The sequence below is a fragment of the Alsobacter ponti genome, from assembly GCF_024294805.1.
GTDB classification, from domain to species: domain Bacteria; phylum Pseudomonadota; class Alphaproteobacteria; order Rhizobiales; family Beijerinckiaceae; genus Alsobacter; species Alsobacter ponti.
Genome location: NZ_JANCLU010000016.1, coordinates 15,573 through 31,936 on the forward strand (window position 1 = coordinate 15,573; position 16,364 = coordinate 31,936).

A 16,364-nucleotide genomic window follows, 5' to 3' on the forward strand; every position below is an offset into this window, starting at 1 on the left:
GCCACGGCAGGCTAGAATGTCCGGACATCGGGGTAACACGCGGAGTGGGGGATGCGGTTCGGACCAGCTTCTGGAACGTCGTCCCGCCCGTTCTGGCTGCTGGCGCTGATCATCGGATCCGGGACGCTGGGCATGCATGTCCTGGCGCCCGTGTTGCCGCTGATCGGGGCCGACTTCGAGGTGGACCCCGGCCGGGCCCAACTCGTCGTGAGCGCCTACATGTTCGCGCTCGCGGCGGGCCAGCTCGCGCACGGTCCGCTGTCGGACCGGTTCGGCCGGCGTCCCGTGCTGCTCGCCGGCCTCTCCGTCTACGTGGTGTCGGGCATGCTGTGCGTCCTCGCGCCGACGTTCGGAACCTTGCTCATGGCCCGCGTGCTCCAGGCCCTCGGCGGTTGCGCGGGCCTCGTGATCGGGCGCTCCATCGTCCAGGACACGTCGAAGGGCGGGGAGGCCGCCTCCCTGATCGGCGCGCTCAACGCGGTTCTGCTTGTCTCCCCGGCGGTCGCGCCGGTGCTCGGCCTGTGGCTGGGCGAAAGCCTGGGCTGGCGCTTCGTCCCCCTGATCCTGGTGGCGTTCGGAAGCATCGCCCTTCTCGGCGCGCTGTTCCTGATTTCCGAAACCGGGACTGCCAGGGCGGAGCCGGCGCGCGAGTCCATCGCCGCCTACTGGCGCTTGCTGAAGTCCGGACCCTTCATGGCCCGCGTCTTCGCCGGCAGTCTCACCACCACGACCATGTTCGGGATCCTCGCCTCCTCGCCCTTCATCGTCACCGGGACGTTGGGTCGTCCGCTGTCGGATGCGGGCGGCTTCTACGCCGTCCTCGTGGCGGGCATCCTTGCCGGCAGCCTCGCCGCGACGCGCCTCGCGAGGCGGATTCCAACAGATCGCCTGATCCTGCTGGCGGCTTCCACCGGCCTCGCGGGGAGCCTGCTTCTGGCCGCGAGCCATGCCTGGGGGCTGACGGCGACGCTCTTCGTGGCGTCGGGCTTCCTCTACACGTTCATGTCGGGCCTGATGGCCCCGCTGGCCCTCACCCGGACGGTGGCCATGGTCCCCGAGCGGCGCGGAGCGGCCACGGGCTTTTTCGGCTTCAGCCAGATCTTCGCCGGCGCCGTGGCGGTGACCTTGTCGGGGCTGGCCTCGGACGTCGTCGTGTCCACCGCAGCCGTGATGCTGGTCTGCTCCGGCGTCGGCCTCGCGACGCTGCTGGTCCTGAGGGTCAGGCCGTCGCCAGGGTGAAACGCGGCACGACGACGCCGTCGCTGCGGTCCTCGAACACCACCGTCACGGCAGCTCCGATGGCGATGGCGTCGATGGGCACGCCGACGATGGCGGTCGTGAGCCGCGCGCCTGGCGCATCGTCGAGGTCGACCAGGGCCGGCACGTAGGGGATGCAGTTTTCCATGGCCGGGATCACCGCCCGGGTCACGACGGTGTAGCTGAAGAGCGTGCCCCTTCCGCTCAGTGTGGGCCAGCGGAGCCTCTGCGAGCGGCAGTGCGGGCAGAAGGGAGTCGGAGGCATGCGGAACCGGCCGCAGTCCTCGCAGCACGGCGCGGTGAGCCGGTGCTCGCGCGCGGCGTCCCACCAGGGTTGCGTCCATGCGTCCGTGCAGAGCGTGAACAGGCTCTCCGCCGGGAATTGCGCGATCGCGGCCATCGTCAGTCACCCAGGACCAAAGCGCTCATCGGAATTGACGATGGGCCGCCGGTGACGAGCGCGAGCCTTGCTCCGCTCACCTGGTTGGCCGCATCGCCGCGGATCTGCGCCACGCCCTCCCGGATGTGGCTCATGCCCCAGATATAACCTCCCGACAGCTGCCCGCCGTCGGTATTGACGGGCAGGGAGCCGCCGTCGAAGCGGATGGCCCCGCTGGCGACGAACGGGCCGCCTTCCCCGGGCCCGCAGAACCCGAAGTCCTCGAGTTGAGCGATGACCATGGGCGTGAAGTGGTCGTAGATCTGGGCGACGTCGATGTCGGAGGGCTGCAACCCGGTCTGGCGCCACAGGTCGCGGGCGACGGAACGGTTGCCGGAGGTCAGGAACTGGTCTTCCGGCATGTTCATCCAGTAGAGGGAACGCCCCCAGCCGGCCTCTCCGCCCTGTGTGCAGCCCCTGACGACGACGGGCTTTCGCCGGAGGTCGCGCGCGCGCTCGATCGAGGTCACGATGACGGCGATCGCCCCGTCGGATTCGAGGCAGAAGTCGAAGAGGCACAACGGGTCCGAGAGCATCGGCGCGGCGAAGTAGTCCTCACGCGTCAGCGGCTTGCGGATGAGCGCGTCGGGATGGCTCATGGCATTGAGGCGCGTGGATATCGCGACCTCGGCGAAGTGCTCGCGGGTGGTCCCGTAGCGATGCATGTGCCGCCGGGCCAGGAGTGCGAACATGTGGCCCGGGCCCACCAGGCCGGCGGCCTCGTACCAGGCGTTTTCGGGCAGGCTTTCGTAGGACTGCGTGACGGAGCCGAAGCGCTGCAGGGCCTGCTGCACGCCGCCGATCACCACGACGACGTCGGCGAGGCCCGCGACGATTGCCGCCGAGGCGAGCCCCACCGCTCCCGCCGATCCGCCGCCGCTTCCGGTCAGCATCGAGGTGAAGCGCACTTCGGGGATGCCGAGGGTTTCCATCAGGTAGGGCGTGTCGAAGCCCCCCGAATAGGAGGCGAAGCCGTCGATGTCCGTCATCGAAAGTCCCGCGTCCTCGACGGCGGCGATGATGGCCTTGCAGACGAGCTCCGGCAGCGTTTGCGGCGCCGAGCGGCCACGCTTGTAATAGGGGGTGCTTCCGACCCCGACGATCGCGGTCCTGCCGGCGATGCTCACGATGTCACGCTCCGGCGATCAGGTTGCGGGCGATGACCAGTTTCTGGACTTCCGACGCGCCTTCGTAAAGGCGCGCCGGACGCACTTCGCGGTAGAGCTGTTCCACCACCGAGCCGCGCGTCACGCCCAGGCCTCCCCACAGCTGGACGGCGGCGTCGATGATCCTACCGGCCGCCTCCGTCCCCGCGAACTTGGCGATCGAGACCTCGCGCGAGCAGCGGCCGCCCGTGGTGTCCTTGACCCAGGCGGCGCGATAGACGGCGAGCGCCGCCAGGTCGAGATCGATGGACATGTCGGCGAGCTTGGTCTGCACGCCCGGGATCTCGGCCATCGTGGCGTTGAACAGGCGCCGTTCGCGCATGCGCGCCAGCGTCTCGTGCATGGCCCGCCGCGCCATGCCGACGCAGGCCGCCCCGACGGAGGTGCGGAAGATGTCGAACGTCGCCATGGCGATACCGAAGCCCTTGCCCGGCTCGCCGATGACGTTGGCGGCCGGCACCCGGCAGTTCTCGAAGGTGAGAGGGGCGAGCGGGTGCGGGGCCATCAGGTGGATCGGATCACCGGCCACCATGCCCGGCGTGCCCGCGTCGACGATGAAGGCGGTGAGGCCCCGCGCCCCCGGGGCTTCGCCGGTGCGGGCGACCACGATGTAGTGGTCGGCGAAGGGGGCGTTCGAAATGAACGTCTTGCCGCCGTCCAGCACGTAGTCGCCGCCATCCCGCCGGGCGGTCGTGGTGATGCTGGCGACATCCGAGCCGGCACCCGGCTCCGTGAGGGCGAACGCGGCGATCCGCTCGCCGCGCCGAACCGGGTCGAGATAGGCGTCCTTCTGCTCCGGGGTGCCGTGCAGCCAGAGCGCTCCCGTGCCGATCCCCTGCATCGCGATGACGTTGTCCGCCAGCACGGACGTGTAGGAGATCGCCTCCCGCGCCACGCAGACCGCGCGGACGTCCACCTTCTCGCCCTCGCGGGGCACCACGCAGTCGAGAAAGCCGCCGGCACCGAGGGAGCGCGCGATGGCGCGGCACGCTTCACCCAGTTCCGCCTCGTGCACCTCGCCGTCCACGGGACAGGACCAGGCGCCGACGCGCGCCGCGAGGTCGCGATGACGCTCCTCGAAGAAGGGCCACGGCCAGAGGGACCAGCTGCTCATTCCCGTTCTCTCATGCGGACCGTCCGCGGCCCATCGTCCCATGTCTACCACAGCCCGGCGCTATCTCAATAAAGAATGACATTCTGCATGAAGAAGAACGCTTGATGCCCCGGCGAATGGTTGGTACCAAAGTCCGGCGGCGATCTTCCGGGCGCCGCGACACGGGGACGCCGCCCCGCCGGGGCAGACGTTCCGTTCAATTTGCGCGCGAGGGCGTGCCGCGGGTTCGTCCGCCGGTCAGCCCTCGCGAGAAAGGCACTTTCCGTGAACGCCAACGCCAAAGTTTCCGTCGTCGGTGCCGGTCAGATGGGCCTGGGCATCGCTCATGCCTTCGCCGTCAGCGGCTTCCGCGTCTCTCTCGTCGACGTGAAGGCGGAGCAACTGCGCAAGGCCGAGGCCGCCATCCACGGCATCGTCGCGGAGGGGATTTCGCGGGGAAAGGTCGACGGGGCGATGGCCGACCTCGTCCGCTCCCGCCTCGAGACGACGACCGACCTGGACGGCAGCGTCGGCAGCGCCGATCTCGTCGTCGAGACGGCCACGGAAAACCTTCCCGTCAAGTTGCAGATCCTGGAGGCGGTCGACCGCGCCGTCTCGAAGGACGCCGTGATCGCCACCAACACGTCCGCGCTGAGCATCACGGAACTCGCAGCCGTGACGCAGGCCCCCGAGCGCGTGATCGGCATGCATTTCTTCAACCCCGTGCACAAGATGAAGCTCGTCGAGATCATCAAGGGCATCGCCACCTCGGCGAGCACGGTGGAGCAGGTCCAGGCCTGGAGCGCGGCGATCGGCAAGACGTCGATCATCGTCAACGAGTCGCCCGGGTTCACCACGAGCCGCATCTCGGCCCTTCTGGGCAACGAGGCGATGTGGATGCTGTCGGAGGGTGTGGCCACGGCGGAAGACATCGACACGTCGCTGCGGCTGGCGTTCAATCATCCCATGGGGCCGCTCGAACTCGGCGACCTGACGGGCTGGGACACGCGGCTTTCGGTGATCAAGTACCTGCACCAGACCTTCGGCGAGAAGTACCGGCCGTGCCCGCTGATCACCAAGATGGTCGCCGCCGGACGTTTCGGCCGAAAGGTCGGCCACGGGGTCTACAAGTACGAAAACGGCGTCAAGGTCCCGGGTTCGGGCCTCAAGCCGAGCTGATCGCGGCGGCTGGGGAGCGGCCCTCGCGTCCCGGCATGTCCGACAGGTGAGCTTCCGGACCGTTCCGGCCGGCCCGCGGCATGGCTCTCACGCCTCTGGAAAAGAACCGCATGCAGCCCTTCATCCCGTTTCCCGACTATTCCGGAGGGACGCCTCGCCCCGACGTTTCGGCGCTTCGCGCCGCCGTCCGCGCCTTCCTCGAGGACGAGCGCCGGGCGGGCACGATCGTGCCCGGCCTCCAGTCCTGGACCACCTTCGACCGCGGCTTCTCGGAGCGTGCGGCGCGCCGCGGCTTTCTTGCCCTGACCTGGCCCAGGAGGTTCGGCGGCCAGGAGCGGACTGCCTTCGAGCGCTACGTGGTCTGCGAGGAAATGCTGGCGGCCGGCGCGCCGCTCGGCTCGCACTGGATCGCGGAACGCCAGAGCGGACCGCAGATCATGAGGCACGGCACGGAGGAGCTGAAGGCGGCGCTCGTGCACAGGATCGCGGCCGGCCAGCTCACCTTCGGCATCGGCATGAGCGAACCGGATTCCGGATCCGATCTCTCGTCGGTCCGCACCAAGGCCGAGAAGGTCGACGGCGGCTGGCGCATGGAGGGGCGCAAGGTCTGGACGACCAACGCCCATCACGCCGATTACCTCATCGTCCTGTGCCGCACCGAGGCGCGGTCCGAGGACCGCTACGCCGGCCTGTCGCAACTGGTCGTGCCGCTCGATGACCCAAAAGTGACGGTGCGGCCGCTCGTCAGCCTCAATGGCGAGCACGAGCTCAACGAAGTGATCTTCGACGGCAATGTCGTCCCCGACACGCACCTGCTCGGCCAGGGCGGCGACGGCTGGAAGCTGGTCATCGAGGAGCTTGCTTTCGAGCGAAGCGCTCCGGATCGGTTCATGTCGACCTTCGGGCTGCTCAGGATCCTGACGGAAGCCGTCGGCGCCTCGGGAGACGACCGGGCCCATGCGGAGGTGGGGCGGCTCGTCGCCCGGCTCTCTGCCATCCGGGACCTCTCGCTGCTCATCGGCGAGCGCCTGGAGGCGGGACAGCCCGCGACTGGCATCGCCACGATCGCCAAGGACCTCGGCACGGGGCTCGAGCAGGAGATTCCCGAGGTGGCGCGCCGCGTGCTGTCGATGGTGCCGGTTCGGGGTCGCGCGGATGCCGCGGGCGCCCTGTCCTTCGCCATCCTCAACGCCCCCTGCTTCAGTCTGCGCGGCGGCACTCGCGAAATCCTCAAGGGCATCGTGGCACGGGAGCTTGGCCTGAGATGAGCGACACGGCTCGCATGCTCGACGACACCGCGGAGCGCCTGCTCGCGCGGCACTTCGCCGGAAACGTGCGCGGGACGCGGGAATCTGCCGCCGCCGTGCTGTCCGAATTCTTCGACAACGGTCTCGACCAGCTGCTCGTGCCCGAGGCAGCGGGGGGCATGGGCGGCGGCACGCTCGACGCGGCCGCGGTCGCCTATCGCTGGGGATACCACGCCGCCCCGGGCCCCATCGTCGAGATGCTGCTGCTCCCCGCGCTCGCGGCCGAGGCGGCGCTGGACCCCGACCGGACGACGCTCGCCCTGCTCGATGAAGCCTGCGTCCGGTCCGGAACCTGGCAGAAGCCGGCGAAGGCAACCTCGGTCGTGGCCCCGGTGATCGGGGAGGCGGCCGCGACCGTCCTCGTCTGCGCCGCGGACGAGCGTGGACGCCTGGCCCTGGCCCGCTTCGGCGGCGACGGAATGGAGCTGCGGAGTTCGCTCGCTGGCGAGGACGTGGCGCTGCTCGATCTTGCCGCCCTGCGACCCGAGTCGGTCCAGGCGACGGAAGCGTCCTTCGAGGCCTTTGCCGCCCGTGGCGCGCTGCTCACGGCTTGCGCCATCCTCGGTGCGGCCCAGCGCCAGATCGAGATCGCGATCGAGCACGCCAACACGCGCAAGCAGTTCGGCAAGCCCCTGGGCAAGTTCCAGGCGATCCAGCACCGCCTGGCCGAGGCCGCGTCCGAACAGGCGGTGGCGCAGGCCGCGGTCCGAAGCGCCATCGCGGCGCAGGACGCCGGGCGGCTGAAGCCGCTGCAGTGGCAGGCGGCCAAGGTCCAGACTGGCCGCGCGGCGACCACCGTGGTGGCGGCGGCGCACCAGATCCTCGGCGCCATCGCGTTCACCGAGGAACATGTGCTGCATCACTACAGCAAGCGGCTGTGGACATGGCGCGACGCCTGGGGCCGCGAAGCGGAGCTCGAGCGTCGGATTGGCGCTCAGGCTTGCGCGCAGGGCGCCGGCCTGTGGCCCTGGATGGTGGACTGAGCGGGTTCGGGAGGACACGATGGCTGAAGCATTGCTCGTCGAGCGCAGGGGGCCGATCGCCATCCTGACGATGAACCTGCCGGAGACGCGCAACGCGCTGTCGGACGCCCTGATTACGGCGTTGGTGCGCTATCTCGGGTCGGCCAATGCGGACGAAAGCCTGTCGTGCATCATCCTGACCGGGGCCGGGGACGGCTTCTGCTCGGGCGGCAACCTCAAGGAGATGCAGGACCGGACGCATCCCATGTATCGCGGCTCGCCCTACGAGATGGGCGAAGCCTACCGCACGAACATCCAGCAGATCCCGCTGGCCTTCGAGCGCCTCGACGTCCCGGTCATCGGGGCGATCAACGGGGCCGCCATCGGCGCTGGCTGCGACCTCGCCTGCATGTGCGACATCCGCGTCGCGTCGACGAAGGCGCGCTTCGCGGAGAGCTTCCTGCGCGTTGGTATCGTCTCGGGCGACGGCGGGGCGTGGCTCCTGCCGCGCGTCGTCGGGATGCCGCGGGCGATGGAGATGGCGCTGACCGGCCGCGTGATCGAACCGCAGCTTGCCGAGGCCTGGGGGCTGGCCACCCATGTCGTCCCGCCCGAGCACCTGATGGACAAGGCGATCGAGATCGCCGAGTCGATGCTCGCCTTCCCGCCGATCAGCATCCGCCTGAACAAGCGGCTGATGAAGCGCTCGGCCGAGATGTCGCTGCGCGACGCGCTCGACCTGGCGGCCTCCTACCAGGCGATCGCCCAGAACACGACCGACCAGCGCGAGGCGCTGGCGGCGCTGTTGGAAAAGCGCAAGCCCGACTACAAGGGCCGCTGAACCCGCCGGCGCCGCGGCGGCGGCGCCGTGGCCCGCGGCAGCCGGAAAGTCTCAGGCCTGAGACGCCGCCGTGCGGACGAATGTCGGGCGAGACTCCGTCTTCCGCCCCTCCACGATCGCGTCGCTGATCTTCTCGGCCACCATGAACACCGGGATGTTGGTGTTGGCGCTGGGCACCGACGGGAAGATCGACGCGTCGACGACGCGCAGCCCGGCCACGCCCCGCACCCGGCCTTGCGCATCCGTCACCGCCAGGGGGTCGCTGGCGGCGCCCATCCTGCAGGTGCAGGATGCATGGAAGATCCCCGACACGGCCTCGTGAATGAAGGCTCGCGCGGCCTCGTCGTCCCGCATCACGGCGTCGAAGTCGTGCGACGACATCACGAAGCGTTCCATCAGGACCTTGCGAAGGGCCGCCGGGCCGTCGAGCAGCCTGGCCATCAGCGAGGTGATGAGCTTGTTGCGCTTGCTGAACAGGCCGACCTGCTTGGCGCGGTCCGTGTAGCAGGCCGGGAAGGGATGTTCGGACACTTCGCTCAAAGCCTGCGTCAGCTGGAAGCGGCCGATCAGCCGCATGCCGTCCACCAGCCGTGTCATGTCGCGGTCGTCGGAGAGAAGGCGGAAGTTCACCGACGGCGTGTCCCGCCAATCCGCCGAGCGCAGCCGCACCTCGCCGTCCTTGGAGAACGTCTTGTTGATCCACACGACGAGCGCGCCGATCTGGCCGCCCACATCGTGCCAGGCGGTGCGGTCCATGCAGCCCACGAACATGTCTCCGGCCGGCGCGCCGGGCGCCCCGGAGCTGTAGCGCATCCCCATGAGGATATGCCGCCCCGTGTGGGGCAGCATGCGCGCTTCCGGCCGCAGGAAGGCGCCCAGGCCCACCTGCGGATGATCCATCAGGTTCTGGCCGACGCCGGGCAGGTCCAGGCGCACGTCGATGCCCTGCTCGATCAAGTGCGGGGCGGGGCCGATGCCGGCGCGCATGAGGATCGCGGGCGACTGAAGGGCCCCGGCCGAGACGATCACCTCGCTCGCCTGAAACCGCTGCTCGCCGGACGGTGTCTGGACGACGACTCCGGTGCAGCGCAGCCCGTCGAACGCGAGGCCGCTGACCTGGGCGTCGGTGAGGATGGTCAGGTTGGGCCGCCGGCGGGTCGCCTCGTCCAGATAGGTGGTCGCCGCGCCGGAGCGCTCCTCGTTCTCGTTGGAGTGGGCGAGCGCGAAATAGCCGTCGCCGAAATCGCCGTTCTGGTCGGGAAGATACCGGTAGCCGAAGCTCTCGAACGCCTTGGCCGCGGCCTTGGCGTGGACGGTCCAGCGTTCCGGCGGGATGCGGCGGATCGCGATCTTGCCGTCGTGCCCGTGGTTCTCGCCGGGGAAGTCGAGATCGCGTTCGAGCTTGCGGAAATAGGGCTCAACCCCGTCCCACGACCATCCCTCCGCGCCAAGCTCCTGCCACTCGTCGAAGTCGCTCGGCAGGCCCCAGTTGGCCATCTGGCCGTTGATGGACGAGCCTCCGCCGAGAATGCGCGCTTGCTGGTATCCGCGCTCGACGGCGCGCCCGCCGGAGCCCGTGTTGTGGCCGCCTCCGATGGTGCGAACGGTCATTCCAGGCCACAAATAGGCGGGGTTGATGTAGGCCACGCCCGGATAGCTCGCCCGGATGTCGTCGGGCACCTCGCCGGGCTTCAGGTCCCGTCCGGCCTCGCACAGGAGCACGCGGTGCGACGGATCGGCGGAAAGGCGGTGGGCCAGGACGGAGCCGGCCGTGCCGCCGCCGACGATGATCGTGTCGTAATGCATCGCTTCACCACTATCCGTGCAGCAGGGAGCCTGAACTCGGCGTCGCCATCGTGACGTGTGTTTCCGGAACATCGGAGGGGAGGCGCGCAAGCGCCTCGGCGGGACTCACTGGGCCGTGTAGCCCCCGTCCACCACGAGGGCCGAGCCGGTGGTGAAACCCGCTTCGTCCGAAGCGAGATACAGCACGGCCGCGGCGACCTCCTCGACGGTCCCGAGCCGCCCGACCGGGGTCTGGCCGGTGATGAGCGCCCGCCGCGCCGGATCGGCGCGCAGGCGGTCGCCCAGCATCGGCGTCTCGATGAAACCGGGGTGAACGGAGTTCACCCTGATCCTGCCGCCGGCGGCGGCCATCTCGAGAGCCGCCGCCTTCGTCAGGAGGGCGACGCCGCCCTTCGAGGCGCAGTAGGCCGACGCATTCACCGTCGCGACGTGACCCAGCATCGACGCGATGTTGACGATGGAGCCGCCTCCCGAGCGCTCCATCGCCGGCACGGCGTGCTTGATGCCCAGGAACACGCCGTCGAGATTCACCGCCATGACCTTGCGCCAGTCCGCCAGGCTCAGTTCGACGATGGGTCCTGGCGCGCCGATGCCGGCGTTGTTGACCAGGATATCGAGGCGCCCGAAGGCGTCGAGCGCCGCGGCGATGGCCGCGACCCATTGGTCTTCCTGCGCGACGTCGAGGCGAAAGGGGCGCAGCGACCCGGATGTCTCGAGGCCGTCGACGTTCAGGTCGGCGGCGATGACCCGGGCCCCCTCGGCGACGAAGCGTCGCGTCGTGGCGAGTCCGATGCCGGACGCCGCGCCGGTCACGAGCGCAACCTTGCCCTGCAGTCGCACCTCTTCCTCCCGTCTTGCTCGTCGATGTCCCGGCCGGGGCAGGGCGAGAAGAACCGGCGCGAGGGCGCCGGCTCTCCTGGTTCGCGCCCGCGCGCGCCCTTACTTCGCCTGCGCGGTCGGCAGGACGATCTTGTCCCACTGCGCGGCGGCGAAGTCCTTGCCCGGATTGTTCGCCTTCTGGAGGGCGACGAGATCGTTCCAGGCCTTCTCGGTCGTCTTGCCCGTCGACCACAGCGCGGCGACGCCGTGCTTGTAGGCGCCGTTCCACACCACGGGGTTCATGTCGGGGAAGTTCTTCTGCTTGATCGCGTCGCGATACTTGTCGGGGTTCGCCTTCAGCGCCGCGATCACGTCGACGAAGGCGGCGTGCAGCCGCTGCGCGCCCGTGGGGTTGGCGGCCAGCCACGCATCGGTCGCGAAGACCGTCACCGTCGGCACGGTCGACAGCTTGGGCACGTCGCCGGCCGGAACGCTGATCCAGCTCGAGATGGCGTTCGTCGCCTCGAGGTCGGCAAAAAGGCCGGAGCTCCACAGCACGCCCTCGAACGTCCCGTTCGCCAGGCCTTCGCGCATGGCCGTCTGATCCACGAGCGTGCGGTAGCGAACGTCCTTGATGGTCAGGCCGACGTCACGCAGCATGTCCTCGAGAATGTTGTAGTAGAGCGTGCCCGGCGCGGACGTCACCACGTCGAGGCCCTTGAGGCCCTTGAGCCTGGCTTCGACCTTGTCCTTCGGCGACACGCCGGACTTCTCGACGGCCTTCTTCGACAAATAGAGCTCGGCCACGGGCCCCTGCACGACGGCGACGGCCTTGAGGGGCGCCCCTTCCACCACGGCGAAGGTGCCGGAGGGCGCCGACACGGAACACATGTCGACATCCTTCGCGAGCATCGCCGCGATGCAGTTGGCCGCGTTCGCCTTCATGTCCTTGAGTTCGAGCTTGATATTGTGCTTGGCGTAGAGCTCGGGGGCGATTTCGCCCACGTAGAGATGCAGACCCGTGTTCAGGAGGGTCGAATATCCGATCCGGATCTTCGTCTCCTGGGCGGTGGCCGCGCCACCCCACACGAGCGGCGCCGCGACGGCGGCGGCGGCCAGCGCGACACGCGCTCCGGACAGCACAGTGATGGTCATTTCCGTCTCCCCCATTCGAGGCAGTCCCCTGCCTTCCTCATTGTTCGAGGCCGCCTCGCATGGCTGGCCGGCGCGACAAGACGCTAGCAGTTCGGCGAAGAAAGGCAATCAAACAATCTCTATGGAGAACGTCATTCTTAAGGTGGAACGACGCCCCTTCGTTCAGGAAGGTCGCGACGACCGGACCAGACCGGCCGCTCCCCGTTGCGCCAGCGTCACCTGCATGCCTCCGTCGACCACGAGATTCGTGCCGCTGACGAAGCCGGATTTCGGACCCACGAGATAGGCGATGGCCTCCGCGATGTCGTCGACCGTGCCGACCTTGCCGAGCGGATTGCGGGACCGGGCCAGGGCAAGGCCCTCGTCGGTCGCGTAGCGCTCCGGCGACATGCCGGTCGGCACCGATCCCGGCGAGACGCAGTTGCAGCGTATGCCGTCGGGGCCCCACTCCAGCGCCATCTGCCGCACCAGCATGATGAGCGCGGCCTTGCTGACGGAGTAGGCCGCGCACATCGGGGTCGGGTTCAGGCCCGCCACGGAGGCCGTCGCGACGATGGCGCCCTTGCTCTCGGAGAGGGCCGGACGGGCCGCGCGCCCCAGGAGCCAGGTCGCCCGCGTGTTGACCGCCTGAACCCAGTCGTACTGGTCGACGGCGCACTCCTGCAGCGACGCCTTCGGATTGACTCCGGCGTTGCTGACGAGGGCGTCGAGGCCTCCGAACGCCGCCACGGCCTGCGCCACGATTCGCGCCGGCGCGTCGGCATCCGCCAGATCGGCCTGGATGGCGAGGGCCTCCGCGCCTTTGGCGCGCACGGCGTCGGCGGCTTCGGCGAGCGGGCCGGGCGCGATGTCGACGAGCGCGATCCTCGCGGGACCCGTGCCCCACTCGCGCGCTGCTTCCGCCAGTCGCAGGGCGGCCGCAAGGCCGATCCCGCTGGCTGCACCGGTGACGATCGCGCGCATGGGGGCCTGCCTTTCAGTGGGCTTCGGAGGTGGCGAGCAGGCGGGCCAGGGCGTAGGCCTGCCGGGTGGCGAAGACGAGGCGGCGCGGCGCATAGGCGTCGCCGAGGATGTGGACGTCCTGCCGCTTGCTGGACAACGTGTCGAAAAGGCTGGTGTCGGACGAGCCGCCGCAAGCCAGGACGACGCTGTCGAATTCGTCGAGGCGTTCGGTGCGCTTCGAGTAGATGTTTCGCACATCGACGCCCTGGCGATGGACGGCGACGACCTGCTCCATGAGGCGGATCCGCACGCCGCGCGAGTCGAGCCTGGCGAGCGGGGCCCCGACGCTGTAGCGTCCCAGCAGGATCGCGGGGGCCTGGGTCGCGTAGATCAGCGTGACCTGATGGCCGCGCGACGACAAGAAGTCCGCCAGCGCCAGCGGCTGCATGTGGTCTTCCTCGGCCACGATCGCGACCCGCCGACCCGGAGCGGCGCGTCCGGCCAGAACGTCCCGGGCTTCCAGCGCGTCGGCGGCACCCGGAATGTCAGGCCGGTGGGGACGCGCGCCCGTCGCCAGCGCCACCACGTCGGGCGCGAGCTGCAGCACGTCGTCCACACTCGCCCGGCGATGGGTCTCGACGGCGACGCCGAGCCGATCAAGGCGCTGCTTTTGCCATGCGAGGTAGGAGGCCATGCGCTCGTACCCAGGAGCGTGGACGGCGTCGACCAGCTGGCCGCCCAGTTCCGCGCCCGCTTCCCACAGGCGCACGCGGTGCCCGCTTTCCGCCGCGAGCGCGGCGAGCTCCATGCCGGCGGGCCCTCCGCCCACCACCAGGAGGTCGCGCGCCGACGAGGCTTTCGGCCAGGGCCCGTCCACCTCTCGTGACGCATGCGGATTGACCGCGCAGCCGAACGGCAGGCCGTCGACATAGCGGCGGTTGATGCAATCGTTCGCGGCGATGCAGGGGCGGATCTCGTCGGTCCGGCCCTCTCGCGCCTTCTTGAGGAGCTGTCCATCGGCGACATGGGCCCGGGCGATGCCGACGACGTCGGCATGACCCGCCGCCAGGATGCGTTCCGCGGCAGCCGGCCCTTCAACGAGGCCGGCATAGACGACCGGGACGGAGACCGCGCGGCGGATGGCGCCGGCCATGTCGGCCCATTGGGCGCTGTCGAAATAGTGGGTCTGGATGTAGCTGGGCGATCCCCAGTTCGAGCCGGCGGCGATGCTGAGATAGTCGATGAGCCCGGTCGCGGCGAGATGGCGTGCGATTTCGATGCCCTCGGCGGCGTCGTAGCCGCCCGGCATTTCCTCGAACGCATTGAGGCGCACCCCGAGAACGCGGTCGGTTCCCAGTTCCTCGCGCGCCGCCGTCAGGATCTCCACGGCCAGCCGGAGCCGGTTCTCGCGCGATCCGCCGTAGCGGTCGGTCCGGGCATTGGTCAGCGGCGACATGAACCACTCGATGAGATCGTCGTGGTTAAAGTGCATCTCGACGCCGGCGAGCCCGGTGCCACGCACCTGCCGCGCCGAGTACCGGTACTCCTCGACCAGAGTCTCGATGTCCTTCACTGTCATGACATGAGGTCGGGCATTTCCGATCGGATGGCTGAGACGGTCGGACGGCGCGTGCGGATAGCCGCCGATCATCGTGATCTGAATGACGACCCTGGTGTCGTGCGCGCCCAGACGGGAGACCACCGTCTCCATGCGCCGCGAGAAATGGGGCAGCCGGAAATAGCCCAGCGTCTCGGCCGACATGCCGGACGGCTCGAAGCCCGCGATGAAATGATTGCCGAGCCTGCCGGTGATGGTGATCCAGGCCGCGCCGGCGCTGGCCCGCTCTTCCAGGTAGGCCAGGGCGCGCTCCGCGTCGGCGTCGCTGCCCCAGAGATTTCCGATGGCGGAGAAGTGGGGCGGGATCATCACGCGAGACCGGAGACGCATCGGGCCGATCCGGGTCGGCTCGAAGATGTGAGTAAAGGTCTCTCCGGCGCGCATGGTCTGTCCTCCAAATCAGCAAGGGTGCAAGTCGGCAAGGGTGGGGCGCGCCTCGCCGGGGTGCGAAGCGGCAAGGCGCCGCCTCGCACCGCGGCGGACATTGCCGTGGCGATCGGGGGATGGTTCGGGGCGATGCGACATCCGACGAGGGCGCGGGCGCATCGCCTTCAGGGGCTCAACCGGCCCGCGGGAGAACCGGTCTGGCCGGGTTCAGCCGGGCCGGATTACTTGGCCTGCGCGGCGGGGATCAGCACCTTCTCGAAGGTGGCGTCCTTGTAGTCCTTGCCCGTTCCGGCCTTCTGGAGCTCCAGGCCCTGCTGCCAGCTCTTCGCTGTCGTGGCGGCGCCGTCGAGATAGGCGGCGCGGACCTGGGCGTAGCCGTCGTCCCACAGCGCCTGGTCGAGATCCGGGAAGAACTTCTCCTTGAACAGCTTCGAGGATTTCTCGGGCTCGTTCTTCAGGCGGCGGATCGCCTCCGCGTAGCTTGCGTGGATGCGCTGGACCAGGTCGGGGTTCGCGTCGACCCACTCGGTCCTGGCATAGACGGTCACGTAGGGCAGCGTCTTGAACTCGTCGATGTCGCCGCGGGCCATGCTGATCCAGCGGACGCCCGACTTGTCCTTGAGAAGCGGACCGAGCGAGCCGATCGTCCACAGGGCCCCGTCGATCTGCCCGTTGCGGATCGACTCGATCATGGCCGGCACGTCGCCCAGCGTGCGGAAGCTGATGTCGCTCATCGAGAGCCCGACCTTCTGGAGGGTGCTCATCAAGGTGAGATAGTGGGCCGTTCCCGGCGCGGAGGTCACGAGGCGCATGCCCTTCAGCGCCTTGATCCTCTGTTCCACGGGTGCGTCCGGGCTGACGCCGGAGGCCGCGGCGGCCTTCGCCGAAATGAAGAGTTCGTTGATCGGGCCCGTCAGAACCGCCACGGCCTTGAGTTTGGCGCCTTCGGCGATGGCGTCGGTCCCCGTGGGCGTGCCGACCTGGCAAAGGTCGGCGCCCTTGGACAGCAGGGCGGCGATGCAGTTGGCGGAATTGCCTCGCAGGTCCGTCACCTCGATGGTGATGTCCTTCGCGCCGAAGATCGAGGGATCCGCTACGGCGAGCCCCAGGGGACCGTGTGCCAGCGATGTCGACGCCGTCGCGATCCTCAGCTTGTCAGCGGCGGCGCTCGGCCCAACCATGGCGGCGGTGCAAAGCGCGGCGATCACAAGCGCGCCGGCGCGGGCCGATCGCTGAAGCCAGTTCGAGCTTGAGAGCATCTCGTCCTCCCTCGTGTTGCGGCGCGCTTCGGGGCGGCCGGTTATGCTGCGTCGGCAGGATGCATCCCGGGCTTTCGCGCCCGTCCCGTCGTACGGCCATGTTTAGGCGCTGGCGCGTGTCAGGGCAAGTCCAC

General features: G+C 69.2%; 14 protein-coding genes. 5 read left to right on the forward strand and 9 right to left on the reverse strand.

The features are described from left to right. Positions 1–51 precede the first annotated feature (51 nt). Positions 52–1,239, forward strand: coding sequence for a multidrug effflux MFS transporter (locus tag NK718_RS15590; protein ID WP_254744133.1), 1,188 nt, complete (start codon positions 52–54; stop codon positions 1,237–1,239). On the opposite strand, the gene NK718_RS15595 is transcribed toward NK718_RS15590, so the two are convergent. Genes NK718_RS15595 through NK718_RS15605 form a run of 3 tightly spaced genes read right to left on the reverse strand, consistent with a single transcriptional unit; the run spans position 1,220 to position 3,976 of the window. Beyond that, positions 1,220–1,657, reverse strand: coding sequence for a Zn-ribbon domain-containing OB-fold protein (locus tag NK718_RS15595; protein WP_254744135.1), 438 nt, complete (start codon positions 1,655–1,657; stop codon positions 1,220–1,222). The two genes, NK718_RS15590 and NK718_RS15595, sit on opposite strands and share 20 nt — an antisense overlap. A 2-nt stretch (positions 1,658–1,659) precedes the next feature. Beyond that, complete coding sequence (locus tag NK718_RS15600) at positions 1,660–2,823, reverse strand: thiolase C-terminal domain-containing protein (protein ID WP_254744137.1); 1,164 nt, start codon at positions 2,821–2,823, stop codon at positions 1,660–1,662. A gap of 4 nt (positions 2,824–2,827) precedes the next feature. Next, the gene (locus tag NK718_RS15605; protein WP_254744139.1) at positions 2,828–3,976 is read right to left on the reverse strand and encodes an acyl-CoA dehydrogenase family protein; all 1,149 of its coding nucleotides are present in this window, start codon (positions 3,974–3,976) and stop codon (positions 2,828–2,830) included. Between the two features lie 264 nt (positions 3,977–4,240). Here NK718_RS15605 and NK718_RS15610 point away from each other — a divergent pair, with 264 nt between their 5' ends. The 4 genes from NK718_RS15610 (at position 4,241) to NK718_RS15625 (ending at position 8,244) form a co-directional block, all read left to right on the forward strand. Continuing rightward, complete coding sequence (locus NK718_RS15610; protein ID WP_371877305.1) at positions 4,241–5,134, forward strand: 3-hydroxyacyl-CoA dehydrogenase; 894 nt, start codon at positions 4,241–4,243, stop codon at positions 5,132–5,134. A gap of 110 nt (positions 5,135–5,244) precedes the next feature. After that, on the forward strand, positions 5,245–6,402 hold the full coding sequence (locus NK718_RS15615) for an acyl-CoA dehydrogenase family protein (protein ID WP_254744143.1): 1,158 nt from the start codon (positions 5,245–5,247) through the stop codon (positions 6,400–6,402). 14 nt (positions 6,403–6,416) lie between these two features. Continuing rightward, positions 6,417–7,424 carry an acyl-CoA dehydrogenase family protein gene (locus NK718_RS15620; protein WP_254744145.1) on the forward strand — a complete coding sequence of 336 codons (1,008 nt, stop codon included), beginning with the start codon at positions 6,417–6,419 and terminating at the stop codon, positions 7,422–7,424. 19 nt (positions 7,425–7,443) lie between these two features. After that, positions 7,444–8,244 carry an enoyl-CoA hydratase-related protein gene (locus NK718_RS15625; RefSeq protein ID WP_254744147.1) on the forward strand — a complete coding sequence of 267 codons (801 nt, stop codon included), beginning with the start codon at positions 7,444–7,446 and terminating at the stop codon, positions 8,242–8,244. 51 nt (positions 8,245–8,295) lie between these two features. Here NK718_RS15625 and NK718_RS15630 read toward each other — a convergent pair whose 3' ends face one another. The 6 genes from NK718_RS15630 to NK718_RS15655 form a co-directional block, all read right to left on the reverse strand. Then, positions 8,296–10,050 (reverse strand): GMC family oxidoreductase, encoded by a 1,755-nt coding sequence (locus NK718_RS15630; protein ID WP_254744149.1) that lies wholly within the window; start codon positions 10,048–10,050, stop codon positions 8,296–8,298. Between the two features lie 105 nt (positions 10,051–10,155). Further along, a complete protein-coding gene (locus NK718_RS15635) occupies positions 10,156–10,890 on the reverse strand; it encodes an SDR family NAD(P)-dependent oxidoreductase (RefSeq protein WP_254744151.1) in 735 nt (244 codons plus the stop codon). A gap of 99 nt (positions 10,891–10,989) precedes the next feature. After that, positions 10,990–12,024, reverse strand: a complete 1,035-nt coding sequence (locus NK718_RS15640) for an ABC transporter substrate-binding protein (protein WP_254744153.1) — start codon at positions 12,022–12,024, stop codon at positions 10,990–10,992. A 162-nt stretch (positions 12,025–12,186) separates the two neighbouring features. Beyond that, positions 12,187–12,987 (reverse strand): SDR family NAD(P)-dependent oxidoreductase, encoded by an 801-nt coding sequence (locus NK718_RS15645; protein ID WP_254744155.1) that lies wholly within the window; start codon positions 12,985–12,987, stop codon positions 12,187–12,189. 13 nt (positions 12,988–13,000) lie between these two features. Then, the gene (locus NK718_RS15650; RefSeq protein ID WP_256515654.1) at positions 13,001–14,968 is read right to left on the reverse strand and encodes an oxidoreductase; all 1,968 of its coding nucleotides are present in this window, start codon (positions 14,966–14,968) and stop codon (positions 13,001–13,003) included. Positions 14,969–15,192: 224 nt separating this feature from the next. Then, the gene (locus tag NK718_RS15655) at positions 15,193–16,230 is read right to left on the reverse strand and encodes an ABC transporter substrate-binding protein (RefSeq protein WP_254744159.1); all 1,038 of its coding nucleotides are present in this window, start codon (positions 16,228–16,230) and stop codon (positions 15,193–15,195) included. Positions 16,231–16,364: the final 134 nt, after the last annotated feature.

What these genes read in the sequence shown, in the direction of transcription:
- NK718_RS15590 (WP_254744133.1), top strand. Translation starts at nt 52, where the DNA reads ATGCGGTTCGGACCAGCTTCTGGAACGTCGTCCCGCCCGTTCTGGCTG.
- NK718_RS15595 (WP_254744135.1), bottom strand. Translation starts at nt 1,657, where the DNA reads ATGGCCGCGATCGCGCAATTCCCGGCGGAGAGCCTGTTCACGCTCTGC.
- NK718_RS15605 (WP_254744139.1), bottom strand. Translation starts at nt 3,976, where the DNA reads ATGAGCAGCTGGTCCCTCTGGCCGTGGCCCTTCTTCGAGGAGCGTCAT.
- NK718_RS15615 (WP_254744143.1), top strand. Translation starts at nt 5,245, where the DNA reads ATGCAGCCCTTCATCCCGTTTCCCGACTATTCCGGAGGGACGCCTCGC.
- NK718_RS15620 (WP_254744145.1), top strand. Translation starts at nt 6,417, where the DNA reads ATGCTCGACGACACCGCGGAGCGCCTGCTCGCGCGGCACTTCGCCGGA.
- NK718_RS15625 (WP_254744147.1), top strand. Translation starts at nt 7,444, where the DNA reads ATGGCTGAAGCATTGCTCGTCGAGCGCAGGGGGCCGATCGCCATCCTG.
- NK718_RS15630 (WP_254744149.1), bottom strand. Translation starts at nt 10,050, where the DNA reads ATGCATTACGACACGATCATCGTCGGCGGCGGCACGGCCGGCTCCGTC.
- NK718_RS15640 (WP_254744153.1), bottom strand. Translation starts at nt 12,024, where the DNA reads ATGACCATCACTGTGCTGTCCGGAGCGCGTGTCGCGCTGGCCGCCGCC.
- NK718_RS15645 (WP_254744155.1), bottom strand. Translation starts at nt 12,987, where the DNA reads ATGCGCGCGATCGTCACCGGTGCAGCCAGCGGGATCGGCCTTGCGGCC.
- NK718_RS15650 (WP_256515654.1), bottom strand. Translation starts at nt 14,968, where the DNA reads ATGCGCGCCGGAGAGACCTTTACTCACATCTTCGAGCCGACCCGGATC.
- NK718_RS15655 (WP_254744159.1), bottom strand. Translation starts at nt 16,230, where the DNA reads ATGCTCTCAAGCTCGAACTGGCTTCAGCGATCGGCCCGCGCCGGCGCG.